General features: G+C 64.6%; 20 protein-coding genes and 1 tRNA gene. 10 read left to right on the top strand and 11 right to left on the bottom strand.

Annotation, left to right across the window (positions count from 1 at the left end; translation table 11 throughout):
- The first annotated feature begins 47 nt into the window (after positions 1–47).
- Positions 48–2,576, top strand: coding sequence for a bifunctional lysylphosphatidylglycerol flippase/synthetase MprF (gene mprF / locus ACW179_RS15365; protein WP_492060343.1), 2,529 nt, complete (start codon positions 48–50; stop codon positions 2,574–2,576).
- A gap of 71 nt (positions 2,577–2,647) precedes the next feature.
- Complete coding sequence (locus ACW179_RS15360) at positions 2,648–4,108, top strand: AcvB/VirJ family lysyl-phosphatidylglycerol hydrolase (protein WP_492060342.1); 1,461 nt, start codon at positions 2,648–2,650, stop codon at positions 4,106–4,108.
- An 89-nt stretch (positions 4,109–4,197) separates the two neighbouring features.
- On the opposite strand, the gene ACW179_RS15355 is transcribed toward ACW179_RS15360, so the two are convergent.
- From ACW179_RS15355 to ACW179_RS15345, 3 genes are read right to left on the bottom strand one after another with little or no spacing between them, the layout of a single operon-like run.
- Positions 4,198–5,556 carry an ABC transporter permease gene (locus tag ACW179_RS15355; RefSeq protein WP_492060341.1) on the bottom strand — a complete coding sequence of 453 codons (1,359 nt, stop codon included), beginning with the start codon at positions 5,554–5,556 and terminating at the stop codon, positions 4,198–4,200.
- Positions 5,553–6,986, bottom strand: coding sequence for an ABC transporter permease (locus tag ACW179_RS15350; RefSeq protein ID WP_492060340.1), 1,434 nt, complete (start codon positions 6,984–6,986; stop codon positions 5,553–5,555). The genes ACW179_RS15355 and ACW179_RS15350 overlap by 4 nt, the downstream gene beginning before the upstream one ends.
- Positions 6,983–7,711 (bottom strand): ABC transporter ATP-binding protein, encoded by a 729-nt coding sequence (locus ACW179_RS15345; protein ID WP_492060339.1) that lies wholly within the window; start codon positions 7,709–7,711, stop codon positions 6,983–6,985. The genes ACW179_RS15350 and ACW179_RS15345 overlap by 4 nt, the downstream gene beginning before the upstream one ends.
- Positions 7,712–7,861: 150 nt before the next feature.
- Between ACW179_RS15345 and ACW179_RS15340 the strand changes: the two genes are divergently transcribed.
- Entirely contained in the window at positions 7,862–9,940 is a 2,079-nt protein-coding gene (locus tag ACW179_RS15340; RefSeq protein WP_492060338.1) for a TonB-dependent siderophore receptor, read from the top strand.
- A gap of 276 nt (positions 9,941–10,216) precedes the next feature.
- On the opposite strand, the gene ACW179_RS15335 is transcribed toward ACW179_RS15340, so the two are convergent.
- Genes ACW179_RS15335 through ACW179_RS15315 form a run of 5 tightly spaced genes read right to left on the bottom strand, consistent with a single transcriptional unit; the run spans position 10,217 to position 14,395 of the window.
- A complete protein-coding gene (locus tag ACW179_RS15335; protein ID WP_492060337.1) occupies positions 10,217–11,023 on the bottom strand; it encodes an MBL fold metallo-hydrolase in 807 nt (268 codons plus the stop codon).
- Positions 11,020–11,808, bottom strand: a complete 789-nt coding sequence (locus ACW179_RS15330; RefSeq protein WP_492060336.1) for a TatD family hydrolase — start codon at positions 11,806–11,808, stop codon at positions 11,020–11,022. Before ACW179_RS15330 ends, ACW179_RS15335 begins: the two co-directional genes overlap by 4 nt.
- Entirely contained in the window at positions 11,805–12,815 is a 1,011-nt protein-coding gene (locus ACW179_RS15325) for a DNA polymerase III subunit delta' (RefSeq protein ID WP_492060335.1), read from the bottom strand. The genes ACW179_RS15330 and ACW179_RS15325 overlap by 4 nt, the downstream gene beginning before the upstream one ends.
- Entirely contained in the window at positions 12,812–13,438 is a 627-nt protein-coding gene (gene tmk, locus ACW179_RS15320) for a dTMP kinase (protein ID WP_492060334.1), read from the bottom strand. Before tmk ends, ACW179_RS15325 begins: the two co-directional genes overlap by 4 nt.
- A 54-nt stretch (positions 13,439–13,492) precedes the next feature.
- Positions 13,493–14,395: a septal ring lytic transglycosylase RlpA family protein gene (locus tag ACW179_RS15315; RefSeq protein ID WP_492060333.1), complete on the bottom strand. Its 903-nt coding sequence runs from the start codon at positions 14,393–14,395 to the stop codon at positions 13,493–13,495.
- A gap of 103 nt (positions 14,396–14,498) precedes the next feature.
- Between ACW179_RS15315 and ACW179_RS15310 the strand changes: the two genes are divergently transcribed.
- The 4 genes from ACW179_RS15310 (at position 14,499) to ACW179_RS15295 (ending at position 16,524) form a co-directional block, all read left to right on the top strand.
- Positions 14,499–14,588: transfer RNA gene (locus ACW179_RS15310), tRNA-Ser, on the top strand.
- Between the two features lie 61 nt (positions 14,589–14,649).
- Positions 14,650–15,561 carry a class I SAM-dependent methyltransferase gene (locus tag ACW179_RS15305; RefSeq protein ID WP_492064328.1) on the top strand — a complete coding sequence of 304 codons (912 nt, stop codon included), beginning with the start codon at positions 14,650–14,652 and terminating at the stop codon, positions 15,559–15,561.
- Positions 15,558–16,298, top strand: coding sequence for a pseudouridine synthase (locus tag ACW179_RS15300; RefSeq protein ID WP_492060332.1), 741 nt, complete (start codon positions 15,558–15,560; stop codon positions 16,296–16,298). The genes ACW179_RS15305 and ACW179_RS15300 overlap by 4 nt, the downstream gene beginning before the upstream one ends.
- Entirely contained in the window at positions 16,291–16,524 is a 234-nt protein-coding gene (locus tag ACW179_RS15295) for a sulfurtransferase TusA family protein (RefSeq protein WP_492060331.1), read from the top strand. The genes ACW179_RS15300 and ACW179_RS15295 overlap by 8 nt, the downstream gene beginning before the upstream one ends.
- Here ACW179_RS15295 and ACW179_RS15290 read toward each other — a convergent pair.
- Both ACW179_RS15290 and ACW179_RS15285 read right to left on the bottom strand, forming a co-directional pair.
- On the bottom strand, positions 16,496–17,443 hold the full coding sequence (locus tag ACW179_RS15290; protein WP_492060330.1) for a YihY/virulence factor BrkB family protein: 948 nt from the start codon (positions 17,441–17,443) through the stop codon (positions 16,496–16,498). The two genes, ACW179_RS15295 and ACW179_RS15290, sit on opposite strands and share 29 nt — an antisense overlap.
- A 210-nt stretch (positions 17,444–17,653) precedes the next feature.
- Positions 17,654–18,781: a CaiB/BaiF CoA transferase family protein gene (locus ACW179_RS15285; protein ID WP_492060329.1), complete on the bottom strand. Its 1,128-nt coding sequence runs from the start codon at positions 18,779–18,781 to the stop codon at positions 17,654–17,656.
- A gap of 257 nt (positions 18,782–19,038) precedes the next feature.
- Between ACW179_RS15285 and ACW179_RS15280 the strand changes: the two genes are divergently transcribed.
- Complete coding sequence (locus tag ACW179_RS15280) at positions 19,039–20,364, top strand: diguanylate cyclase domain-containing protein (protein ID WP_492060328.1); 1,326 nt, start codon at positions 19,039–19,041, stop codon at positions 20,362–20,364.
- Positions 20,365–20,377: 13 nt separating this feature from the next.
- On the top strand, positions 20,378–21,022 hold the full coding sequence (locus ACW179_RS15275; RefSeq protein ID WP_492060327.1) for a DsbA family oxidoreductase: 645 nt from the start codon (positions 20,378–20,380) through the stop codon (positions 21,020–21,022).
- Between the two features lie 14 nt (positions 21,023–21,036).
- Here the strand turns inward: ACW179_RS15275 and ACW179_RS15270 are convergent, their stop codons facing one another.
- Positions 21,037–22,494 carry a coniferyl aldehyde dehydrogenase gene (locus ACW179_RS15270; RefSeq protein ID WP_492060326.1) on the bottom strand — a complete coding sequence of 486 codons (1,458 nt, stop codon included), beginning with the start codon at positions 22,492–22,494 and terminating at the stop codon, positions 21,037–21,039.
- A gap of 184 nt (positions 22,495–22,678) precedes the next feature.
- Here ACW179_RS15270 and ACW179_RS15265 point away from each other — a divergent pair, with 184 nt between their 5' ends.
- A complete protein-coding gene (locus tag ACW179_RS15265) occupies positions 22,679–23,740 on the top strand; it encodes a GGDEF domain-containing protein (protein WP_492060325.1) in 1,062 nt (353 codons plus the stop codon).
- Positions 23,741–23,757 lie beyond the last annotated feature (17 nt).

Genomic DNA, 23,757 nt, shown 5'->3' with positions numbered 1-23,757 from the left:
CGACGTCCAGAGCGAAACCGGCTGCAGGCCTTACAAAGGGAGAGCCCATGTTTCGAACCCTGAAGAGGCTCGCCGCGCGCCTGGTGCCGCCGCTGCTTCTCGCCGCCGCCGGCTATGTGATTTGGCGGGAGCTTCACGGACTGTCCTTAGGCCAAATTCACGGCGAAATCGCCGGCTGGGGCCTGCCTCGCATCGGCCTGGCCCTGCTTATGGCGGCCATCAGCTATGGTCTTCTGGCCGTAAACGAACAACTGGGCCTGCGCTGGGCCGGCGCCAAAGTTCCCCTACGCACCGGGCTTCTGGGTTCGTTCCTCGCCTACGCCTTCGCCAACAGCATCGGCCTGACGCCCCTGGTCGCCGGTGCCGTGCGTGCTCGGCTCTATGGTCGCCACGGTGTCGATGTCGGCAAGGTGGCCCGCACGACCCTCTATTGCGTCGTCTCGTTCGCCTTGGGCTTAACCACCCTGGCCAGCGTCAGCCTGATGACTGCGCTCCCTGTGACCTTCCAGGTCCTGCACCTGGATCCTGGCCTCGCCAAGGCCTTTGGCAGTGGACTGTTGCTGATCCCAATCGGCTATCTAGCGGCCTGTGCCCTGGCTCGCGGTGCCTTGAGGGTACGCGGTCGGATTTTCACCTTGCCGCCGTTGAGCTGGGCCCTGGCCCAGCTGGTCATTGGGGTGGCGGACAACCTGGTCACCTCGGCCCTCGTCTGGATGCTGGTAGGCGAAGTGGCACCGCCCTTCCCGGCTTTCGCGAGCGCCTATGCGGTCAGTACCGTTGCTGGCCTGTTTTCGGGGGTACCCGGCGGCGTCGGCGTTTTTGAGGGGGCAATGTTGGCCCTACTGCCGAATCTGGATCGCGCGGCCCTGACCGCCGCCTTTGTCGGCTATCGGCTGTTCTACTATGTCGTCCCGCTGGCCTTGGCTGGCGCCTTGCTGCTGTCTCGGGAAGCCGGCGCCCGGCGCATCGCGCTGACCGGCCGCCGGGCCTGGCGCCTGGTCGGCCCGGCGACCCTTGCCTTGTCGTCATTCGCCCTGGGAAGCGCCCTGGTCCTGATCGCCGTGGGTCGAATCCCTACCGATCGCCTGGGCTTCCTGCGCTCGGTCGTGCCACTCGTCGTGGTCGAGACCAGTCACCTGATTTCTCTGGCGGCAGGCCTTGCGCTAATGGTCCTGTCGCTGGGCCTTTTTCGTCGCCGTGCCAGCGCGCTGCTGGTGGCCCTGCCCGTCACCCTTCTGGCCACCTCTGCCGCCTTGCTGCGCGGACTCGATATCGCGCCCTCAGTGCTCGCGGCCTTCCTGTTCCTAGGCTTGCTGGCCTCCCGTCGCCACTTTACACGCAAGGGCTCGATCGAAGGCGACGAGCTGATCCCCTGGTTGGCCACGGGCATCCTGGGCGTGTTCGCCGGATCGATCGCCCTGGGTGCCTGGATCTACAATACCGCCCCTTTCGAAACCCGCCTGCTGACGCACTTTGGCTATCACGCCGATCATGCACGCTTCCTCCGCAGCATCGCCTTACTGGGCGGCCTGATCCTCACCGGCAGCGTCTGGCGGCTGGCGCGCTTGCCACAGGTCCGCGCCGCCCCCGAGGACCCAGCAGCCCTGGGTGCCCTGCGCTCACTGGTAGAGGCTTCATCCGACACGACTGCTCGCCTGGCCCTCACGGGCGACAAAGCCATCCTGTCGTCCACCGACGGCGCAGCATTCCTGATGTATGGTGCCATGGGCCGCAGCCTGATCATGCTGGGCGACCCGGTCGGCGACCCAAAGGAAGGCCGCAAGCTGCTGTGGCGCTTTCGTGAACTGGCCGACCGGCAAGACGCGCGGCCGGTGATCTATCATGCCAGCGGCGAGCGGATCACCGACTACCTGGACCTGGGCCTTTCGGCCATAAAGCTGGGCGAGGAGGCGCGTGTGCCACTGGAGGCGTTCGATCTGGCGGGTGGTGCGCGACGCAACCTGCGCCAGACCCATGCCCGCGCCCACCGCGAGGGCCTGCGTTTTGAGGTCATTCCAGCGCCCATCGATGCGGTCTTAATGGGCCGCCTGGGACAGATTTCTGATGCCTGGCTGCTAGCCCATGGCGGCCGCGAGAAAGGGTTTTCCCTGGGCCGCTTCGATCCGGCTGTGTTGGTGCACGACCCCATCGCCTTAGTCTGGCGCGGCGATGAAGTCATCGCCTTCGCCAACCTCTGGACCGGCGGCGGCGTCGAGGCCTCAGTTGACCTCATGCGCCACATCGACGATGCGCCACGCGGCACGATGGACTTCCTGTTCGTCGAACTGCTCCTGTGGGCCAAGGCTCAGGGTTATGTCTGGTTCAATCTCGGCATGGCTCCGCTTTCGGGACTGGTCGATCATCGCCTGGCCCCCTTCTGGCACAAGATCGGTCGCCAGATCGCCCGGCGCGGCGGAGCCTATTACGGCTTTGAGGGCTTGCGAGTGTTCAAAAGCAAGTTCGATCCGGTGTGGACGCCGCGCTACCTGGCGGCTCCACCCTCGGGCCTGGCCGCGGCCCTACTGGACGCCACGCGCCTGATTGCGCGCGAACCATCCAGCCTCACAAATCGGTAAGGCGGAGGCCAGGGGAGCGCCAGGAGGCTCTGTGAAAACAGTTTCACACTCAGCCGCTTGGGAGCGCCATGATGCCAATCCGCAAGATCCTGTTGACCAGCGGCGCCGTCCTTGCGCTGACCCTCGGCGCTGTCGTGGTCTCGCGCGGCGGCCTGAGCGAGCCGGCAACCGCAGCGCCGTCCGCTCTGGCGGCCGTCGTTCCCGCCGCCCCTACCGGTCCTCTGATCGAACTGCCCTTTCGCTATGGCTCGGCGGGCCGGGTCACCATCTTCCGGCGCAGCGGCGAGCCGGGCCGGTTCGTGATCCTGATCTCCGACAAGAGCGGCTGGACCCCTGCCCTGACCGACTTCGCCCGCCAGTTGACCCAAGCCGACGTCACGGTCGTCGGCGTGGACCTGAGCCACTACCTGACCGCTGCCCGGGATGCGGCGGGACCCCGTGGCCTATATCCTGCGGGCGACTTTTCCCAACTGTCCCAGGCCGTCCAGAAGGCCCTTAAGTTGAAGTCCTATCGCCGGCCGATCCTGGTGGGCCAAGGGGCTGGCGCGGCCCTGGCCTATGGCACGCTGGCCCAATCGCCGGCAGGCATCTTCCAAGCCGGTGTGGCGCTTGACTTCCGGCCAGACCTGCTGACCGACCGCCCCCTGTTGCCAGGCGACGGGGGCCTTACGCACCTCGCATCGCCCAAAGGCGGCTTCAGCTACGCTCCCAACCCCAAGCTAAGTGTCCCGTTCCTCGTGCTGCAGGCCAGAGACGCCCCGGCGGCCTCGCCCCTGAGCGCCCAAGCCTTCGTCGGCAAGCTCCCGCAGGGCCGCATAGAGACACTTCCTGCCGGCGCGCAGATTGGCGCAGCGGTGTCGCGCGCCCTGGAAACGCTTGCGCCCACCAAGGAGCCCAAGGTTCAGGGCTACAGCGCGCGGCTGGCGGACCTGCCGTTGGTCGAGGTGCCGGTCGCCTCGCAAGGCGACACCCTGGCGGTGTTCTATTCAGGCGATGGCGGCTGGGCCAGCATCGACCGGGGACTGGCACAGGGCTTCGTCGAGGCCGGCGTGCCGGTCGTTGGCTACGACTCCCTGCGCTACTTCTGGAGCAAGCGCAGCCCCCAGGACGCCGCCGACGATCTGGCTGCAGTCATCCGGCACTATCAGGCCGTCTGGGGTAAGCAACGGGTGATCCTGGCCGGCTATTCTTTCGGTGCCGATGCCCTGCCAATCATCGTCCAGCACCTGCCGGCCGACCTGCGCGGCCAGGTCCGGATCGTCGCCCTACTGGGGACCGACGCCACCGGCGAACTGGAATTCCATCCAGGCGACTGGCTCAACGTCAGCGGTAGGGACACCTACCCAATCGCCCCGGTCCTGGCATCGCTGAAGGACCTCCCCGTGGTCTGTGTCTATGGGGCCCAGGAGCATGACGACGCCTGCCCGACCTTTCCCGCCTCAGTGCGCAAGATCGGTCTGCCCGGTGATCACCATTTCAACGGCGACTACGACGCTGTGGGGCGGGCGCTGAATAGCGCGGCGGGGCTGTAGCCCACCCTGCGCAGCGGGGTTCCGCTCTGGCTCGATTTTTCGGCCGTGCTCGCCTCGGCCTGGCTGTGCGTCACCCTTGTTTCATGGAACTATTCCTTGACGCGGCGGGCTCGGGAGAACGCCATGAACCAGGCCCCTGCCGTAAAGACGACAAGCGCTAGCAGCGGCCCAGGCGGAGTTGAGCCCGACGGGCTTCTCTGCTCATAGGTGGGTAGCCGGTCGAAGTCAGCCCGCTGAAACGGTCGCCCGTTGAAGAGGTAGGGGTAGTAGAAATCCTGCAGGCGACGATGGAACCGTGCGACGCTGTCCTGGTAAGCCAGATGAGCCGGAAGGTCGCTATCTGCGGCGCGGTGGACCAGCGTCTGGGCGGCAGCGGCCGGGGAAAGCCAGCCCAGGCGTTCCGTCCAGGCTTGGCGCGCGGCTAGGCTCGACCGGTAGGCAACGACCTGCCCCGCCACGCTGTCGTCGCCCATCTCGTGCATGGCGTAGTACCATTTCCAGTGGAAGCGGCCGACGACCGGCGGTGTGTCCTTCCACTCCGGATGCTTGGCCCTGAAGGGGCCCAAGATCGCCTCGCGCGGAATGTCCCAGGCGCGGTGGACGGCCTCGCGCTGGGCCAGGGTCAGGTCGACGCCGCGACCAACCGGCACGGCCCGCAACAGCACGGCGTTACCCAAGGCAGGAACCAGGAGGACGAGCACGATCCAGCATCCGACCAGGGTTGCGGCGTTGAAGGCCGAGCGACGCCCCCAGGCCCCAACCAGCAGGCCAAGACCCGTCCAGAAGGCAACATAGAGCACGGCGACCAGAGTGAGCGTCGCGACACCGGCAATGGGCGCCTGAGCGATCATTGCACCGACCAGGAACGGCACCAACAGGGCAATGAGCACCAGCCCCAGCCTCAGCCCGGCACGCTGCAACCAGAGCCTTCCAGGCTTGGCCGGCAGGGCGTTCAGCACCCGCAGACGGCCAGCCTCCCGTTCGCCGGAAACCAGGTCGTGCATCAGCGCAATCACAGCCAGCGGCGCCAGATAGATCAGTACGAAGGCGAAGTCGAAGGGCCCCGGGAGGGCCAGTTCGGGGTTGACCGTCTCGGTTTCGTACAATTGGGCCTGGAGGCCAAGCAGACGGACACGCAGCACAAAGGGCTGGATATCCCGCTGACCAAGGGCGGCAAAGGCCAGGCTGGGAGGACGATCCGAGGTCAGGAAGAAGGTGTAATAGGCGGCATTGCCCGCCTCGCTATCTGGCTTCCCGTATTGCTTGGCGACGGCGGCGAGGTCGCGGTTCTGCGCGGCCGCCACCCTGTCGATGACGGTGTTCTGGCGCGCAGTGGCTGCAAGCCCTGCACAGACCGCCACAATGGAAAGGGTCAGCAGCAGGATCAGGGCGGCAGCGCTGACCCGCGACCGAAGCAACAGCCGCAGTTCATATCGAAGACGGATCATCGGGCGTCCTTACGAAGACGGCGAGCGACGGGAGCGCACAAGGCCAGCAGCGCAACGAGCCAGATGGTGAGAATGGCCAGATTGGCGGCCACTCGGCCGCCGGCGAGGCTCAACCTGTCCGGTGCGACATAGGAGAAGCTGGGCACACGCTTCCAGTTGTCGGCCGAGATGCGCGGATCCTGTCCGGCGTTCTGGTTGGGGATTTGCTCGACCTGCATGCGGTTGAGCGCCTGTACAAAGGCGTAGCGATAGCGCTCGACCTGATTGAGGAAGTCCTGGTGGCTCTCCGTGTCCGTGCCGGCCAGACTCATGGAGGCCTGGCGCAGGGCAATCACCGGGCTGATCGCGCCGAAGCCGCGCACAAACCCGTTCTGCGCCTGCTCGCGCGCGAAAGCTTCGCGGGCATAGCGGTCGAAAAGCTGGCTGGTCAGGCGCTCGCCCTCCATGCCCACCAGACCACCCCACTGGACCGGCAAATCTTCGACACGCTGAACGCCGTACCTGGCCAAGGTCTTGGCCTTGAAGGCCGCGAAATAGGGGTCGTCGGGATTGTGGCTGTCGCCGATCTTTTTGAGATCCTCATGGATGGCGATGTCGGTCTCGATCCTGGTCGGCGTCTGTAGGCAAGCCGCTATCTCAGGCAGGGTGCGGGGAAGCAGCACCACCAAAACCATCCAGATCGAGACCAGAACGATCAGGGCATCGCGCGACCGGCGCGCCAGGGCCGAGATCAAGACCGCAGCCACCGCCCAGATCGCAAGGTAGAGACCATAGACCAGAAGAAGCAGCAGAGCCGGTACCGGCGGTGCCCAGCCCGCCAGCGCGGCAATCAGCAGCGCCAGGGCCGCCGGCGCCAGGATCAGCCCGACCACGCCCCCATAGGCCGCCAACTTGCCCATCAGCATTTGGCTCGGTGCCAGGCCCTGAGCGGCCATCAGCCGCAGCGTGCCGCGCTCGCGCTCTCCAGCCACCGCGCCATAGGCCAGGAAGATCACCAGCAGCGGCGCGAGGGTCTGCAATACGAAGGCCGGCGTCAGTTCACCAAACCTTAGCAGCAGGGACGACTGCCGAGCCTCACTGAAATTGGCGCTGTTCTGCCGATGGCCTTCCAGAAAAACCGTATGGCCCGTGAAGCTGTCGACGCCTCGGTCGAAGAAGGCCAGGGCCGACAGCGGCCGGAAAACGAACTGACCGTAGTGGACCATGCGATGCGGATGGCGGTCGGGCTGGGCGTCAAACTGCTGGTCCGAGCTAGCCTGATGGTGCTGGCGGGTCGCCTCGATAGCGTTGCGCTGTTCAACCCCCAGGATAGCGGCGCTGACCAGCAAAGCGGCCAGGATCGCGCCGGCAACCGTCGACACGCGGTTGCGGATCAGGGCGCGCCATTCCTCGCGCGCTACCCTCCAGATCAGACTTGGTCGCCCGCTCACGCCGCCGCCCCGACCTGAACATAGCGCTGATGAAGGGCCCGAAGGTCAAAGCGATCAGGTCCCTCGGCGGTGAGCTCGACCTCGATATGGCCGTTGGCCAGGAAGCCGATGCGATCGGCGACCTCCGACGCGCCCAGCAGGTCGTGGGTCACCATCAGGGTCGCCACGCCGCGTTCGCGGGCGGTCTGCAGCAGACGATTGAAGTCGGCGACGGCGCGCGGATCCAGGCCCGAGGTCGGCTCGTCCAGCAGCAGCACGGGAACCCGTCTGGCGATGGCCAGGGCGATGGCCACCTTCTGGCGCATGCCCTTGGAGAAGCCGCCCAGCCGGCGGTCCCAGGCGTCCCGCGCCAGGCCGACGGCGTCTAGGGCCTCTTCGATCAAGACCCGCTCAGTGTCGGCTCGCGCCAGGGTCAACAGATAGTCGATGTTTTCGCGTGCGGTCAGGTGCTCATAAAGCGCGACATTTTCAGGCACATAGGCGATGCGCGAGCGCGCCGCTGTCGGGTCAGCGCCAACCTCGACGCCACATACCCGGGCCGATCCCGCCGTCGGACTGGCCAGGCCCAGAAACAGGTTCAGGGTCGTGGACTTGCCCGCGCCATTGCCGCCAAGCAGGGCGTAGATCTCCCCTGCCCGCACCGAAAAGGTCAGGTCCCGAAGGACCAGTTGGCTCCCATAGCGCTGCTCTAGGCCCACGGCCTCCAGCGCAGCGGCGGATGTCATGACCAAAACCCGGACCCCTTCATTCAAAAACGCAAAGGCGCTTGCCAAGCCGCGCCCGCCCGAATTAGTACGTTATAACGTAACGCCACTATTGAGAGTCAATCGCGGATTGACAGGTTCGTGTGGTTTCGGGGGAACGACGTGAGTTTCATGGATTTTCGGGTCGCGCTGCTCGCGGGTTGCGCGGCGACCGCACTGTCAGCAACGTCCGCAGCGGCAGAGATTGATACCGACAGCGCACGTGTCGAGGACGTCACCGTCACGGCGCGGCGGGCCAATGCCAGCATCAATGGACTGGACGTATCGCCCCTGAAGTTGCCGCAGAGCGTGCGCGTGCTGGAACGTGAGCTCATCGATCAGACCGGCCTGGCCAACCTCTCGGATCTGTTCGACCTGGCCGGAGGGATGGCGCGCCAGAACAGCTTCGGCGGTGCCTGGGACGCCTATGCGATCCGGGGCTTCTCGGGCGACATCAACCAGGGGCCCGACCTGCTGGTCAATCGTTTCACCGCCAATCGCGGCTTCAATCCGCGTCGAGACACCGCCACGGTCGAGACCTTCCAGGTGCTCAAGGGGCCAGCCTCGGCTCTGTCCGGCAAGGGCGAACCCGGCGGCTCGATCAACATCGTCACCAAGGCCCCGCTGCGCCACGCTCACGCCTCGACTGAGTTGGGCTATGGCAGCTTCGACACCTGGCGCACGACTGGTGATCTGGGTGGTCCAGTGAGTGACACGGTCTCTGTGCGGCTGGTTGGTGCCTATCAAACCACGGACGGCTTCCGCGACCACGTCGGAAGCGACCGGCTCGTCCTGGCCCCATCCCTAGCCTGGGATCCGACCGACAAGGCCCACTTCCTCTATCAGTTCGAAGCGATGGACGTGCATTTCGTCCATGACCGGGGCTTGGTGGCCGTGAACGGCAACGGCAAGGCCCTGCCCCGCGAACGCTTCCTGGGCGAGCCCAATGACGGCAAGATCCACCAGCAAAGTCTGCAGCATCAGGCTTCCGCCGCGTTCGACCTCGCCGAGGGCGTTTCGCTTGAGGGTGGCGTCCAGTATCGCGACGGATATTTCAAGGGTCAGTCGACCCATAACTCAGCCCTGGTCGGGACCCAGTTGCGACGCCAGCTGCGGGTACACGACTATGACTGGCAGGACCTGTCGGGCCGCCTGGAGCTGAGCGTCAAACGCCAGATGATGGATGTCGAGCATCAGATGCGCCTGGGCGGCGACGCCTTCAGCTATGACCAGCGCCGGGTCTTCCTGCGCTTCAGCCCGACAGCGGCCACGCCCTACGCCATTGATATCTTCAAACCGGTCTATGGCCAGGCCAAGCCGGTGGCGACGATGAATCAGAACCTGCTGGAGGAACTGCGCGGCCAGAGCCTCTATGCGCAGGATCTCATCACGGCGGGCCAGTTCACCGTCCTGGTGGGCCTGCGTCATGACTGGATCCAGCAAACCAACACCAACTATCGCAACAACACGGTGGGTAAACAGAGCCCGTCGCGCACCTCGCCCCGCGCCGCCCTGACCTGGTCGCCGTCAGACACGATCTCGGCCTATGTCAGCTGGGGCCAATCGTTCCGCTACAATCAGGGGACCGACGCCGCCAGCGCCGCCTTCGCACCTGAAGAGGGCGAGGCCTTCGAGGGCGGCGTCAAATACGCCCTGCTTGACGGCAGGCTCACCGGGACAGCCTCGGCCTTCCGCATCGACAAGAGTAACATCCTGGTCAACGATCCCGCCAATGCCGGCTTCTCGGTCGCCGTCGGCGAGGCCCGCAGCAAGGGCATGGAGTTCGACGCCAACCTGCGGGTTAACGACCAGCTGACGCTCACCGGGGTCTACGCCTTCACCGACACAGAGATCACCAAGGACACCCGCGCGGGTTTCGTGGGTAGCGCTCTGAGCAACATTCCGCGCCAGTCGGCGGCGGTCTACGCACACTGGCAAACGGCCCTAGAGGGTCCCGGAGCGGTCAGTGTCGGCGGCGGGCTGGTCTATGTCGGCAAGCGTCCGGGCGACGACGTCAATTCCGGCTTCAAACTGCCCGACTACGTCACCGCGCGGCTGAACCTCAGCTACCAGGCGACCCAGAGGCTTTCGCTGCATCTGGACGCCGAAAACCTGCTGGACGCCTACTATCTGGAAAGTTCCTACAGCAACCTCTGGATCGCCCCCGGCGCTCCTCAGACAGTCACGATCCGGGCAAAGTGGAAAATGTAGCTCTGCCTCGAATACCGCCGCGGTCTTGATAGACAGCGACCCGCCGGGAACGGAACTTGGTCACGGAGCCAAGTTCTATCGATAGAGGAATTTTAGAACGCTTCGGCACGCTCCGCTTTCTGGCCTGGATCGAAGGACAGAAGCGGCGCGATGCCAGAGCAACGATCGCATTGAGCACTACATCTGGAATGGCCTGGATCTTGAGAAAAAGGCCAATTCATCAACTAGCTATATCGAGCCGCTGAAAGTGCACATGTGCCGCCTCTGATTTGAGACCTATGCTAGGAAGCGCATATTGTCGAAACCCGGCACGACATTGACGGGAAGTTTTTCCGACAACGCTTTGAAGTCCAGATCGATATGAAGGTTTGTCAAGATTGCGAGCCGAGGTTTGGCGCGGGCGATCCATTGCAGCGCTAGCTCGACGTGAGCGTGGGTCGGATGGGGTGTCCAGCGCAATGCATCGACCACCCAGACATCCAGATCCATCAGACTTGGCCAGCTCTCGGCGGGTATGGCCACGACGTCGGGCGTATAGGCCACGTCGTTGAACCGGAAACCGACAGATCGAACTCCGCCATGATCCAGATCGAAACTCTCGACCGGGATTTCACCGCTGGGTCCGTCCAGGCTCCAAGACTTGCCGTGTTCCGGCAAGGCCACCGGCTCGCAGATAGCCGGATAGCCTCCCCGACTATCGAAGATGTAGTCGAACCGGTCGGTCAGGCCCTTGTAGGTCGGACCATCCATATAGGCCGGGATGCGACGGCGCTGATTGAGGAAGAACGGGCGCAGGTCGTCGATGCCATGGGTCTGGTCGGCATGATCGTGTGTGAACAGCGCGGCGTCGATACGGCGAACGCCGGCCCGAACCGCCTGAAGCCTAAAGTCCGGCGAGGTATCGACGACCACGGTGGTCTCGGGCGTATCGCCGCTAGGCCCCTTTCGTCTGACCAGCATCGAGCAGCGCGTCCTCAGGTTATGGGGATCGGTAGGATCGCAATCACCCCAGTTGCCATCGGCGCGCGGCACGCCCCCTGATGAGCCTGAGCCCAGAATAGTGAACTCCAGTGGCCCGGTCATGAGCGCGTGACCTTCTCGAACAAGGCGAAGAAGGCGTCTTCCGTTCGCGCCTCGGCTTCCGCCCGGGTCCAGCCCCGGATTTCACCCAGCTTGTCGACGATGTGCGGCAGGTAGGCCGGTTCATTGCGGCGGCCGCGCATCGGAACAGGCGCCAGATAAGGGCAATCGGTCTCGACGATAATCCTGTCAGCCGGCATGTCGCGGATGATCGCCCTGACCTCTTCAGCCGCCTTGAACGTAGCGATGCCCGACACCGAGAACCACGCGCCCAACGCAGCCGCGCGCGCGGCCAGTTCCGCGCCACTGGTGTAGCAGTGCATCAGAATCTTGAAGGGGCCCTTGGCATGTTCCTCTTCGAGGATTTCAGCCATCAGGGCGTCAGCCTCGCGGGTGTGAACCACCAGGGGCAGGCCCGTCTGGCGCGCAGCGACGACGTGAGCCCGAAAGACGCGCGCCTGCACGTCGCGCGGCGAGAAATCATAGTGGAAATCCAGGCCACACTCGCCAATGCCGATCACGCGCGGCCGCTCAGCCAAGGTCACCAGGGTCTCGACTGTCAGGTCGGGATTTTCCTTGGCTTCGTGAGGGTGCGTGCCGACCGTGCACCAGATATCGGGCTGGGCCATGGCAATGGCGTGGACGGCCTCGAATGACGAAACCTTGTCGCAAATGGTGACCATCAGGCCGATCCCGGCGTCGCGGGCGCGGGCGATCACCGCGTCGCGGTCCTCGTCGTACTGGTGGGCGTGGAGATTGACGTGACTGTCGATGAGCATACGGCTCACATCGCTGTCCTGGCGGCGGCGCGCAAGTCCGAGATGGCGCTCCAGAACACATCGGCGCGATCCAGGTTCACGGCCTCGGCCTCTCCTGGCCATCGCGAGATCCGGTCCCAGACCGCGGCCCAGCGATCCACAGCGGGCGTACTGCCTGCCTTGGCCAGTCGAGTTGTCATGGCGTGGATCTGATCAGCCAGGCGTTCGAAGAGCAGCTCGAACCGTGCAGCCCCCTCGCCGCCCCGGAAGGTGTCGGCCAAGGCCAGCAAGGCCGCCTCGTCAATGGCCGGCAGGCCCCGCAGGATTTCGCCTGCTGCGTCGTCCATCGCCAGAGCGCCGGCGGAGGCCAGTTGCAGCCCCCTGCCCGGCGCGCCATGGGCCATGCGAGCCAGACGTTCAGCCGCGTCATGGTCCAGCGTCGTGCGCTGCTCGATCATCCGCGCCGCCATCGCCACGCCCGGCGCCGGTATCGCCAGCCGTCGGCACCGCGACCGGATCGTCGGCAATAGCTTCCCCGGCGCGTGGCTGACCAGCAGGATAACGCCCCTGGGCGGCGGCTCTTCCAGCGTTTTGAGCACGGCATTGGCGGCGTTGACGTTCAGATCGTCGGCAGCGTCGATGATCGCCACGCGGTAAGGCGAGGTCGCTGGCGAATTGGCGAAGAATTCCGGCAGGCGGCGCGCTTCGTCGACGGGAATAGCCTTGCGCGCCTTGCCATCATCGGTGGCTCGCTCCAGAATCATCAGGTCCGGGTGAGAGCGGGCAGCGACCTGCCGCGATACCGGATCGGAGGGCGATGCGCCCAGCACACCGAAAGAATCGTCGGCGCGCGCACCCAAAAGACGGCGCGCCATTCGATAGGCCAGGGTCGCCTTGCCCACGCCCTCCGGGCCCGTCAGCAGCCAGGCATGATGCAGACGATTGCGTCCCAGGGCATCAAGGAATGATGCTTCCGCCGCGCCTTGCCCTTCCAGGCCATAGACATCGCGGGGATGGGGCGGTGCCTCAACACTCACAACGACAACCGTGCCGAAACCACGCTCCAGACATCGGCGAACACCTCGTCGGGCGTGTTGCTGGCCTCGATGACCGCACAGCGGTCCGGCTCGCGCCTGGCGATGGCCAGAAAGCCGGCGCGCAGGCGCTCGTGGAATTCCAGGCCTTTTGACTCGAATCGGGCCGCGCCGCCACGCGCTGAGGCTCGCTGTAGCCCCACCTCGGCCGGGATATCGAAGATCAGGGTCAGGCCAGGGATCGTGCCGCCCAGGACGTGATCTTCCAGCGAGGCGATCAGCGAAGCCGGCGCGTCGCCCCCTGCGCCCTGATAGGCCCGGGTCGAGTCCGCAAAGCGATCGCACAACACAATGGCGCCGCGATCCAGGGCTGGGCGAATGACCCGTTCAAGATGATCGCGCCGCGCTGCGTACATCAGCAAGGTCTCGGTGATCGACGACCAGCGGTCGGCCTCGCCGTTCACCAGCAAATCGCGGATCGCTTCCGCGCCGGCACTGCCGCCCGGCTCTCGTGTCAACGCAACGTCAAAGCCTGCAGCTTCCAGCCGCTGAGCGAGGCGTCGGATCTGAGTGGACTTTCCAGCCCCCTCGCCGCCCTCGAAACTGATGAATGCGCCACGTGTCACGGGTCTCAATTCGACCGGATCGCACGCCTTGTCTAGAGGTCTCGCAGTCGCGCGTCAGGGGCGCAGCACAGTAGCCCCGGAATAGCCCAGCGCAACCACGCGGTCGCGCATGGACCAGGCCTCGCCCTCATCCTCCCCCGCAGTGACCGTTACCCGGTAAAGTACGCCCCCGGAGCGCTCGAACGCCTCAATGGTCGCCCGACCAGCCTCGCGAAGTTCGGCTACGGCTCGTTCGGCATTCTCACGATTGGCGAAGGCCCCGGCCTGAACCCGGAAGTTGGTCTGACGAACGGGCGCGGGCGGCGCTGCGACAACGGGCGCGGGTTCCGACGGCCAGGCCCGCGGCGAATCGACCGCGTCGATCGAAGACTGCGGCCTGGACTGTGAAACACCCGTCTGAGCGTACTGACGCGCGTCGAAAGCGGTCTTGGGGGCAGGCCCGACATACCGGACACGCACCCGTGCGACACCCTGTCGCCGGTAGCCCAACTGTTCCGCAGCGGCGCGCGACAGGTCGATGACCCGGTCATCCACAAAAGGACCACGATCGTTAACCCGCACGATCATCTTGCGACCATTGTCGAGATTGGTCACCTCGACCAGGCTTGGCAGGGGCAAGGTCGTGTGGGCGGCAGACGGCAGGTCCATGTCGAAGATCTCGCCATTGGCCGTCCGGCGATTGTGGAATTGCTCGCCGTACCATGAGCCTACGCCCTTGGCGTCATAGTCGGGATCATCCTTGGGATAATACCACACGCCCCTGATTTGATAGGGCTTTTCGGTTCCGCGCGAAGGTCGGCCGGACGGCGAGACCATGGGGCCGCGCGGCGAAGACGCGACCGAGCCGCCGCCGTCGAACTTGGGTTTTGGCGTGGCGCAAGCCGTAAGACTGGCCGCGGCCAGAGCCATCAGACAGAATGCGCGCAGGCCGCGCCAGATGTATTGATCCGCTGCCATGTGCCGACTTTCCGACGCCAGGGCGTCCTTTGTGAGCATCATGGTGACGGAAGTGTTTTGCGGTCTGGTTAAGGCGCGGACACGCTGATATAGCCGCGCGTCTGGACAGGTGGCCGAGTGGTTTAAGGCAGCGGTCTTGAAAACCGCCGTAGGTGGAAGCCTACCGTGGGTTCGAATCCCACCCTGTCCGCCACACCTTCACCGCCGCGCCGGATCTGTCGATCCAGCGCGGCGGGCCCAAATCCAGGATTTCGATGTCGACCTCTCGCACCGCGCTCTACGGCCAGGCCGATCATGATCTGGCTGAGGTGGCGTCCGATGCGCTGCAGGTTTCGCCGCTGATTTCAGGCGCAACCGACCTGGCCACTCTCGACGACGGCTCGCTGGACAGTGTGACAGTCCGGGCTCCAGCCGGCGTAATCGAGCGGCGTTATGTCCTGGCCCATGCGCTACGAACGCTTAGCGCCGAGGGTCGCCTCACCGTCTTCGCACCCAAGGATCGCGGCGGTCAAAGACTGCGCAAGGAGCTTCAGGCGTTTGGCTGCGTCGTCGGCGAAAGCGCCAAGCGGCATCATCGGATCTGCGTCGCCCTGCGGCCGGACGCGCCCACGGGCCTGGCAGAAGCGATCGAGGCCGGCGCGCCGCGTCGGGATGCAGACGGATTGTGGACCCAGCCCGGTGTGTTCAGCTGGGACAGGCTTGATCCGGGCACCGACCTGCTCCTCAAAACCCTGCCGCCTCTGGCTGGCGAAGGTGCCGACTTTGGTTGTGGCATTGGCTGGCTTTCGCGCGCCGCCCTGAGCTCGTCCAAGGTGACAAAGCTTAGCCTGATTGATCTGGATCGTCGGGCGGTCGACGCCGCCTGTCGCAATATCGAAGATCCTCGAGCCTCCATGATCTGGGATGACGTCCGGCAGGCGGCGACTCAACTCAGCGGACTGGATTTCGTGATCACCAATCCGCCATTCCATGAAACCGGCGGCGAGGACCGCTCGCTGGGCCAAGCCTTTATCCGCCTTGCGGCGACGACCTTGCGAAAAGGCGGGACCCTATGGATCGTCGCCAATCGACACCTGCCCTATGAAGTCATTCTGGCCGAGCATTTTTCCAAGGTGCGGCTGGCCGGCGAAACCAACGGCTACAAGGTCTATGAGGCGCGTAAGTGACAAAGGCCCTGATGGCGCGCCTTGACCGACTGCTGGCCAATCTGGGCTATGGCAGTCGCAAGGACGTCCAGGCGCTTATTTCCAGCGGCAAGGTCGTGCTGGATGGCAAGGTTCTGAAGGATGTGGGCGTCAAGGTCGCCGTCACGCCTGACCTGCCGGCGCGTATGACCATCCGGGGCGCGCCGGTCGATCCGCCCGCGCCGCTGGTGCTGATCATGCACAAGCCGCTAGGCGTTGTGTGTTCCCACAAGGAAGATGGCGAGAGGATCTATGACCTCTTGCCGCGCCGCTGGCGCATCCGCGATCCGGGCCTCTCGACGGTGGGGCGGCTGGACAAGGATACCTCGGGCCTGATCCTCATTACGGATGACGGCGACTATCTGCATCGGGTGATATCGCCCAAGCGGCACGTACCCAAGATCTATCTGACAAAGCTGGACCGGCCGCTGCGCGGTGACGAGGGCGAGCGGTTCGCCGCCGGCGACCTGATGCTCGAGGGTGAGGAAAAGCCCCTGCTACCAGCGCAACTGCAGGTGATCGACAGCCACACCGCCAGGCTGACCATCAAGGAGGGGCGCTATCATCAGGTTCGGAGGATGTTCGCTGCGGTGGGCAACCATGTGGTCGGACTACACCGCGAGCGGATCGGAGGCATCGCCCTGCCCGCTGACCTGGAACCTGGCCAGCACCGGACCCTGACGGCACGAGATGCCGAAACGGTGTTTGGCGATGGATGATCCAGTCGTCGTCGATGCCCGGGGGCATCGCTGCCCGGTGCCAACACTTCGCCTGCGTCGGGCCTTGGAAGCTGCACCAGCTGGAGGGCAGGTTCGCCTGATTGCCGACGATCCGATGGCGCGCATCGATGTTCCGCATTTCGCGGTAAGCGCCGGTGCCACCGTGATCGAGATCAACGATGAGCCCGGCGGCACCCTCAGCTTTCTGGTGTCAAAGGCTCCTTGAGCGCCACAGCGCGCGGACCTTCGACCAAATCCCGCGGGCGCTCATCAAGAGCGATTTCCACCTCGGTCGCCAAGGCTCCGCCCAGGAAGATGGCGTTCACGCTCCAGGACAGCCAGATCAGGAAGATGATCACCGCAGAGATCGAGCCATAGGTGGCGCCGAGACGAGCGACCTTCTCGACATAGAAGGCGCTGGCCGATGACATGAACAAACAAAGCACCGCAGCGGCAATGCCCCCGGCGATGGAGGCGCGCCAGCCGACAGGTGCCCGTGACATGGCGTAACGATAGATCAGGGTCATGCCGATGACGACGCCCAGGCTGGCCCAGGTCCACTCACTCTGGATCCAGGGCACACCTTCCAGCGGTCGCAGGTTCAGGGCGCTTCCCAGCAGGCGGAAGATAAGAAAGATTCCCGACATCACGAACAGCAGCCCGAAAGCGGCGATCAGGACGAACAAGGCCATCAAATTGAAGCCGACAAAACCGCGCTGATCCTCCTCGTCGTGGATGAACGACAGGCCGGCCAGTAAGGCCTTGAAGCCGCGATGCGCGGCATAGGCACCGATCACAAGTACGACGGCGCTTTGGGCGGAGACGGCCTGTTCAGGCGCATGCGCCAGCCGGGTCAGTTCGCTCTCAAACAACGATCGCGCCCCCGATGGCATCAGATCGGCGAAGTTTTCAGCCTGAGCGGCCGCCTGCTGCGGCGTCAGCATCAGGCTGTAGATGCCGATCAGGATCGCCAACCCGGGAAACACGGCAAGCAACGCAAAGAATGACACGCCCCCAACATAGAGCATGACGTCGCGACCCCAGATGCGCGCCAGGGCAAGGCCCAGGACGCGCAGCACTTCTCGCGCCCAGTGGATCGGATCCAGATCCAGGTCGCGCCAGCGGATAGGTTGGGGGTCTTGCATCGGGCGGAAACTGCCCGCGCCCGGGCCTCGGCGCAACCCCGCCTGCCATCCTGCGGGAAACGACAAAGACGCGCCGCCCGGGAAAGGCGACGCGTCTCCGCAGGACGAGCCTGAAACCGATCACCGCATCGAGGGACGGGTGGCGCAGCGACCGGTTGAAGCACTACCTATGAGGGGCCACCTGAACCGCCGCTGAACGGTCCTGGCGCGTTAGAGCGCACCCGTAGCCTTCAGCTGCGCGATAGCGTGGTCTGAAAAGCCCCAGTCGGCCAGGGCGGTGTCATTGTCCCCGCCGATCCGGGGCGGAGGGCCCTGAATCTTGCCGGGAGTCGCTGAGAATCGCGGCGCTGGCGCGGGCTGAACAACCCCGCCTACCTCGACAAAGGTCTCCCGCGCCGCGTTGTGCGGATGTTTCGGGGCTTCATCCATGCTGAGAACGGGGGCGAAGCAGACGTCGGTACCGTCCATCAGAACGCACCACTCGTCACGTGTCTTGGTCTTGATAACTGCGGCAAGCTTTTCGCGAAGCTGTGGCCATTCTTCGCGGCTCATCTGGTGCTGGAACTGGGGATCGGTGATCCCTGTCTTCTCCAGAAGGAGCAAATAGAATTGCGGCTCAATCGATCCGATCGATATCCAGCCGCCGTCCGCGCATTGATAGGTGTCGTAGAAGTGCGCGCCGCCATCCAGCAGGTTGGAGCGCCGTCCTTCGGTCCACATCCCGCCCGCCTTGAAGCCGTAGAACATGGCCATCAGCGAAGCTGCGCCATCGCTCATCGCACAGTCGATCACCTGCCCCTGGCCCGAAGCCCGCGCGTGAATGATCCCCGCCAGCAGGCCGAACGCCAGGTAGAGAGCGCCACCGCCGAAGTCTCCAACCAGGTTCAACGGCGGAACGGGTTTGTCCTGAGTCCCGATCGCGTCCAGCGCTCCGGTGATGGCGATATAGTTCATGTCGTGGCCGGCGGCCTTGGCGTATGGGCCAAACTGCCCCCACCCGGTCATCCGGCCGTAAACCAGCCGGGGATTGCGGGCCAGCATCACCTCTGGGCCCAGCCCCAGTCGCTCCATGACACCGGGCCGGAAGCCTTCGATCAGGCCATCGGCGGACTCGATCAGCTTGAGGCAAGCCTCAATGGACGCCGTTTGCTTCAGGTCCAGAGCGATTGAGCGCCGTCCCCGGGCGGTAACATCGGCCGGCGAGCCCCTGCCATGCCCCTTACGGTCGATCCGCACGACGTCGGCACCGAGGTCCGAAAGCAGCATGCCGCAGAAGGGGCCCGGTCCGATGCCAGCGAACTCGACGATCTTCAGTCCTGAAAGCGGTCCCTGACCCATGGCGTCCTCCTTGGCGACTCTTCGGCGCGTTGTCTGGAGGGACTAGAACGGCCGTGACGTTCGGTCATGCAAGAGCATTGCCGCTAAACCGCTGCCCCCGACACCGCCGTCCGCGCCAAATGACCGCGCAGCAAGCCCTTAAACGGGCCTGCGGCGTTGCATCCCTATCCCGCCCGATAGCCTCTGCTATGTTGCGGCGTCGAATCTCGCGGGCCATCGTTGGCCTGGGTTCAGTGGGGTTCGGGCGGAGGTTGAGTGTGGCGGTAGACGCCCGGATCCTGATCGTGGCGCGTGACGATCTGCGCGCTGGTCCCCTGGCCGAGGGGCTGGATCGCCTTGGCTGGCGCACCATCACCGCGCGGGGGCCCTATGCCGCCCTCGCCGCCCTTGGCGACCTGCCCATCGAGGCGGTGATTGTCGATCTGGCTAGCGCCGGTCCCGATACGCAATCCCTCGCCCGTCGGCTGAAGGCCGCTGTTGCGCCGCGCCGCCTGCCGGTCATCGCCATCGGCGAGCCTGACGATATCCAGCTAGGCCAGGCCTTCGACCTGACCCTGTCACCGCCGCTGCACCCGTCCCAGGCCGCCCTGCGCCTGGAATCTCTGGTCCGCACGGCCATCGCCGAGGAAGAGTTCGAGCTTCGGCTCCAGACCTTCGGGGAGCGGGGTCGCCGGATGGACCTGCCCGAGCCCCAGCCCTCGCCATTTCGAATTCTGGCTGTCGGTGAGCCTGCGCCGCAGTTTCTGGCCCTGTCCAATGCGCTGAAGCGCAGCGGCGCTGAGGTCGTCGGGGCCTTCACCGCCTATACGGCGTTCGACTACCTGCACGAGCGCGCGTTTGATTCCGTGGTTCTCTGGGCCGGCGACAACCAGCAGGAAGCGCTGTCCATAGCGGCAGGCATGCGTCGCAACACCCGCCTCTTCCACATCCCGGCGATGCTGTACCTCAAGGCCGAGAGCTATGTGACCATGTCGGAGGCCTTCCACCGGGGGGTATCCGATGTCGCCTCGCCCGAAACCGCCGAGGTCGAGACCGCCCGGCGCGTCATGGAGCTTGCACGCAACTATCGCCGGGGCGAGTCGATCCGCGGTGCCTTGGAGAAGGCTCGCAGCTCGGGACTCATGGACGCTGCCACGGGTTTGTTCACCCGCGACCTGTTCGCCGCCCACCTTGCGCGATTGACTGCTGCGGCACGAGAGCGGGCCAGGCCCCTGTCGATTTGCGTCCTGCGCGTCGCCGACAAGCCCGAAACGGTCTGGGCGAGACAGAATGGCTGGCTGGATCGCGCCATTCCTCAGATCGGCTCAATGGTCGGTCGCCTGGTCCGCGTGGAAGACACTGCCGCGCGGCTTGCTCCGGAAGTGTTCGCCCTGGCCCTGCCCGCTACAAATCAGGCCGCCGCCCGCGCCGCCGCTGAGCGAATCGCGGCCGTGATCGGCTGTACGGCCTTCGATGCCGGCGAAGATCGTCCGCCTTTCGTTTGCGAGTTCGATATCGGAGTCGCCCAGATCGAGGGCAATGAAGGCGCCGTCAAGGCGCTTGAGCGTGCCGCCGCCCGCGCCCTGCAACGCGAAGCGAGCTGACGAGGATCGCAGCATGACTCCACCTTTGATCGTCGACGTGGTCGCCGATGTGGTTTGTCCCTGGTGCTATCTGGGCTGGAGGCGGGTGAAGACCGCTCTAGCTTCCAGGCCCGATCTAAAGGCCGCTGTGGTCTGGCGGCCCTATCAGCTGGATCCGTCGCTTCCAGAAGATGGTGTTGAGCGAAAAGCCTATATGGCCGCCAAGTTCAAGGATCCCTCCCGGTTGCGCGAGGTGCATGACGCTCTGGTCGCAGGCGGGGCCGACGATGGCATCGTGTTCGATTTTGAAGCCATCGAGAAGTCTCCCAATACCAACGCCGCCCATAGGCTAATCCGTTGGGCCTTGAGTGCGGGGGTTCAGGACGTCGTCGTAGAAGCGCTGTTCGCTGCCTACTTCACGCAAGGCCGCGATATCGGCGACCCGATGGTGCTTGCAGACATCGCTGAAGCTGCCGGTATGGAGCGCCTCACCGTGCTGCAGCTTTTGTCCGAAGGCACTGATAAGGATGCTGTCACCCGCGAGCATGGCATGGCAGTCCAAGGTGGCGTCACGGGCGTGCCATTCGTGATCTTCGCAGGCAAGGTCGCCGTTGTGGGTGCCGAGTCGCCAGAGAATATCCTGGCGGCCCTCAATCAGGCGACGGCTCCCGCCGCCTGATCTTGTAGCGTTGACTATCGCTTGATCTGCCCCGCCAGATACTTGCGGATGCCCGCCCCATAAGGCGGCCGCAGGCCCAACATCGGCGCGATATCCTTCTTGAGTTGATGGAAAACTGCCTTGCGGTGGCTGAACTCCAGGAAGCCGTCGTGACCGTGATAGGCTCCCATCCCGGCCGGGCCCACGCCACCGAACGGCAGTTCTTCCTGGGCGACATGGAAGATCACGTCATTGACCGTGACGCCGCCGCTGGTCGTGGTTTGAAGAACGCGATCCTTCTCGGCCTCGTCGGTACCGAACCAGTAGAGCGCCAGCGGACGATCATTGGCGTTGATATAGTCCACCGCCTCCGCAACCCGCTCGTAGGTCTTGACCGGAAGAACCGGTCCGAAGATTTCCTCGCGCATCACGGCCATGTCGTCAGTGGGGTTGAGGATCAGGGTCGGAGCGATCTTGCGATGCGGCTGTTGGGATAGATCCTCGCCTGCAGGATTGATCTCGACGATCGTCGCGCCCTTGGCGCGCGCATCGTCGATATATCCCGTGATCCGGTCAAAATGACGCTGGGCGACGACGGCAGTGTAGTCGGGGTTGTCCTTGATCGTCGGAAAGTACCGGCCGACGGCGGACTTGGCCTCGGCCACGAACGTATCGACCTGGTCCGCCGGCGCAAAGACATAGTCCGGCGCGAGACAGATCTGGCCGGCATTGAGCGTCTTGCCATTCATGATGCGGGCAGCGGCGGTGGCCATGTCGGCACCGCGAGAGAGAATTACCGGGCTCTTCCCTCCCAGTTCCAGGGTTACCGGCACCAGATTCTCGGCCGCGGCCCGCATAACGTGCCGCGCTACCGAGGTCGCGCCAGTGAACACCAGATGGTCAAAGGCGAGTCCGGAAAAAGCCTGCCCCACCTCGGGGCCACCGGTGAAGACAGCAATCTCCTCCTCGGCGAACGCCTTGGCGAACATGGATTTCATCAGCTCCGAAGTCGCAGGCGTAAACTCAGACGGTTTTATCATGGCGCGATTGCCTGCAGCCAGAACGCCAGCCAGGGGCGCGAACGTCAGGTTTACAGGGAAGTTCCAGGGGCTGATGATCCCAACCACGCCCTTAGGCTGGTACTGAACCTCGGCGCGGGCGCCAAACAGCCCCAGAATAGCCGGGGTCGTCTTGCGCTTCTGCGGTCGCATCCACTTGGTCAGGCCCTCGCGGGCAAATTTCAACGGCCCGATGGAGCCTGCGACATCGGTCAATGCCGTGGCGTCTGGCGAACGGGATCCGAAATCGTCATTGATCGCCCGAGCGATTTCAGCCTGATGGCCGATCAACAGATCGATGCAAAGATTGATGCGGTTCACGCGCTTTTCGGCGCTGGGTGGACCGTCGCGCAGGTGCGCTGCCTTCTGTCGATCCAGAACGTGGTTCATCTGCGCCCTGTGGGCGTCGAGAGTCAGGTTCACAGGCGCATTCATTCTCGAAATCCTCCCGCCGGCCCTCATGGGCTCATCTTATCACCGTTCACAATGATAGCCATGCGCGCTTAACGCAAGAGAACGTCGTTCGACCTTAACCGGTCGTTTGAACTCTTGGAGCTAGAGTGCTCCTGCAAGCGGTCGGTGTTCTCGCTGCTGAGCGCGCCGATTGGGGGAAGAGATAATGTCCGACGTTGAAACCACGCTTCGCGGCCCTGACGCCTACAAGATCGCTCGGCGCGCCATTGACCTGATGGAGCGTCATCAGGTGTGGCCAACGGCGTTGAACTTCGAACTCTGGACGCACTATGTCGCTGACCCCGACGGAGCCTTGGCGCGCGAACTGACGCGTCTCATCGCAACCGGCGAGCCACTGACGGAGTTGGTCAGCGAGGAACTCGCCGCGACATACCTGCCCAAGGCACGCCTGAACGAACAGATCCGGGACGCCGGCGACCTGCTGTCCAAGGAACTGGACTCTGTCTCCAAGGCCATCCAGCACGCCCAGAAATCCAACGCAGCTTTCGGCAAGCAGTTGGCCGGCGTCACCAGGGAATTGAGCACGCCCGCCGACGTAGAGGCGATAAAGATCGTTGTCAGCAACCTGGCCGACGCGACACGCCGCGTTCACAAGGAAAACCAATCGCTGGAAACGCGCCTAGCCGAGTCGACTGCCGAGGTGGATCGTTTGCGCGAGCATCTGGAGCAGGTGCGCCGCGACGCCACGACCGACGGCCTGACCAACCTGGCCAACCGCAAGGCCTTCGACGAGGAACTGGACCGCGCCTGCTCGGAAGCGGACGAGGCCCGCTCCACGATCTGCCTAGCCGTTCTCGACATCGACCATTTCAAGGGCTTCAACGATACCTGGGGCCATCAGACGGGTGATCAGGTCATCCGTTATGTCGCCTCGGTAATCGGCCGGGTCGCCGCCATGCCCCGCTTCGCGGCTCGCTACGGCGGCGAAGAGTTTGCGATGATTTTCCCTCGCGAATCGTCAGCCATTGTCGCCGCGACGCTTGAGGAAATTCGCGTCGAGGTCTCCTCGCGCATGCTCAAGCGCCGTTCGACCAACGAAGATCTCGGCACCATCACCATCTCGTCCGGCTTCGCCGAGCGTCGCCCGAAAGAAAGCGGTCACTCGCTGATGGAGCGAGCCGACACCGCGCTCTACGCCTCTAAGCGCAGCGGCCGCAACAAGGTCAGCTGCGCCGATGGAAAGCCAACGTCGGCAAACGCCGCCTGATCCTCGCGCCCCTGAAA

The sequence above is a fragment of the Caulobacter sp. AVps18 genome (assembly GCF_058681425.1).
This window is presented reverse-complemented; position numbering and strand designations above follow the sequence as displayed.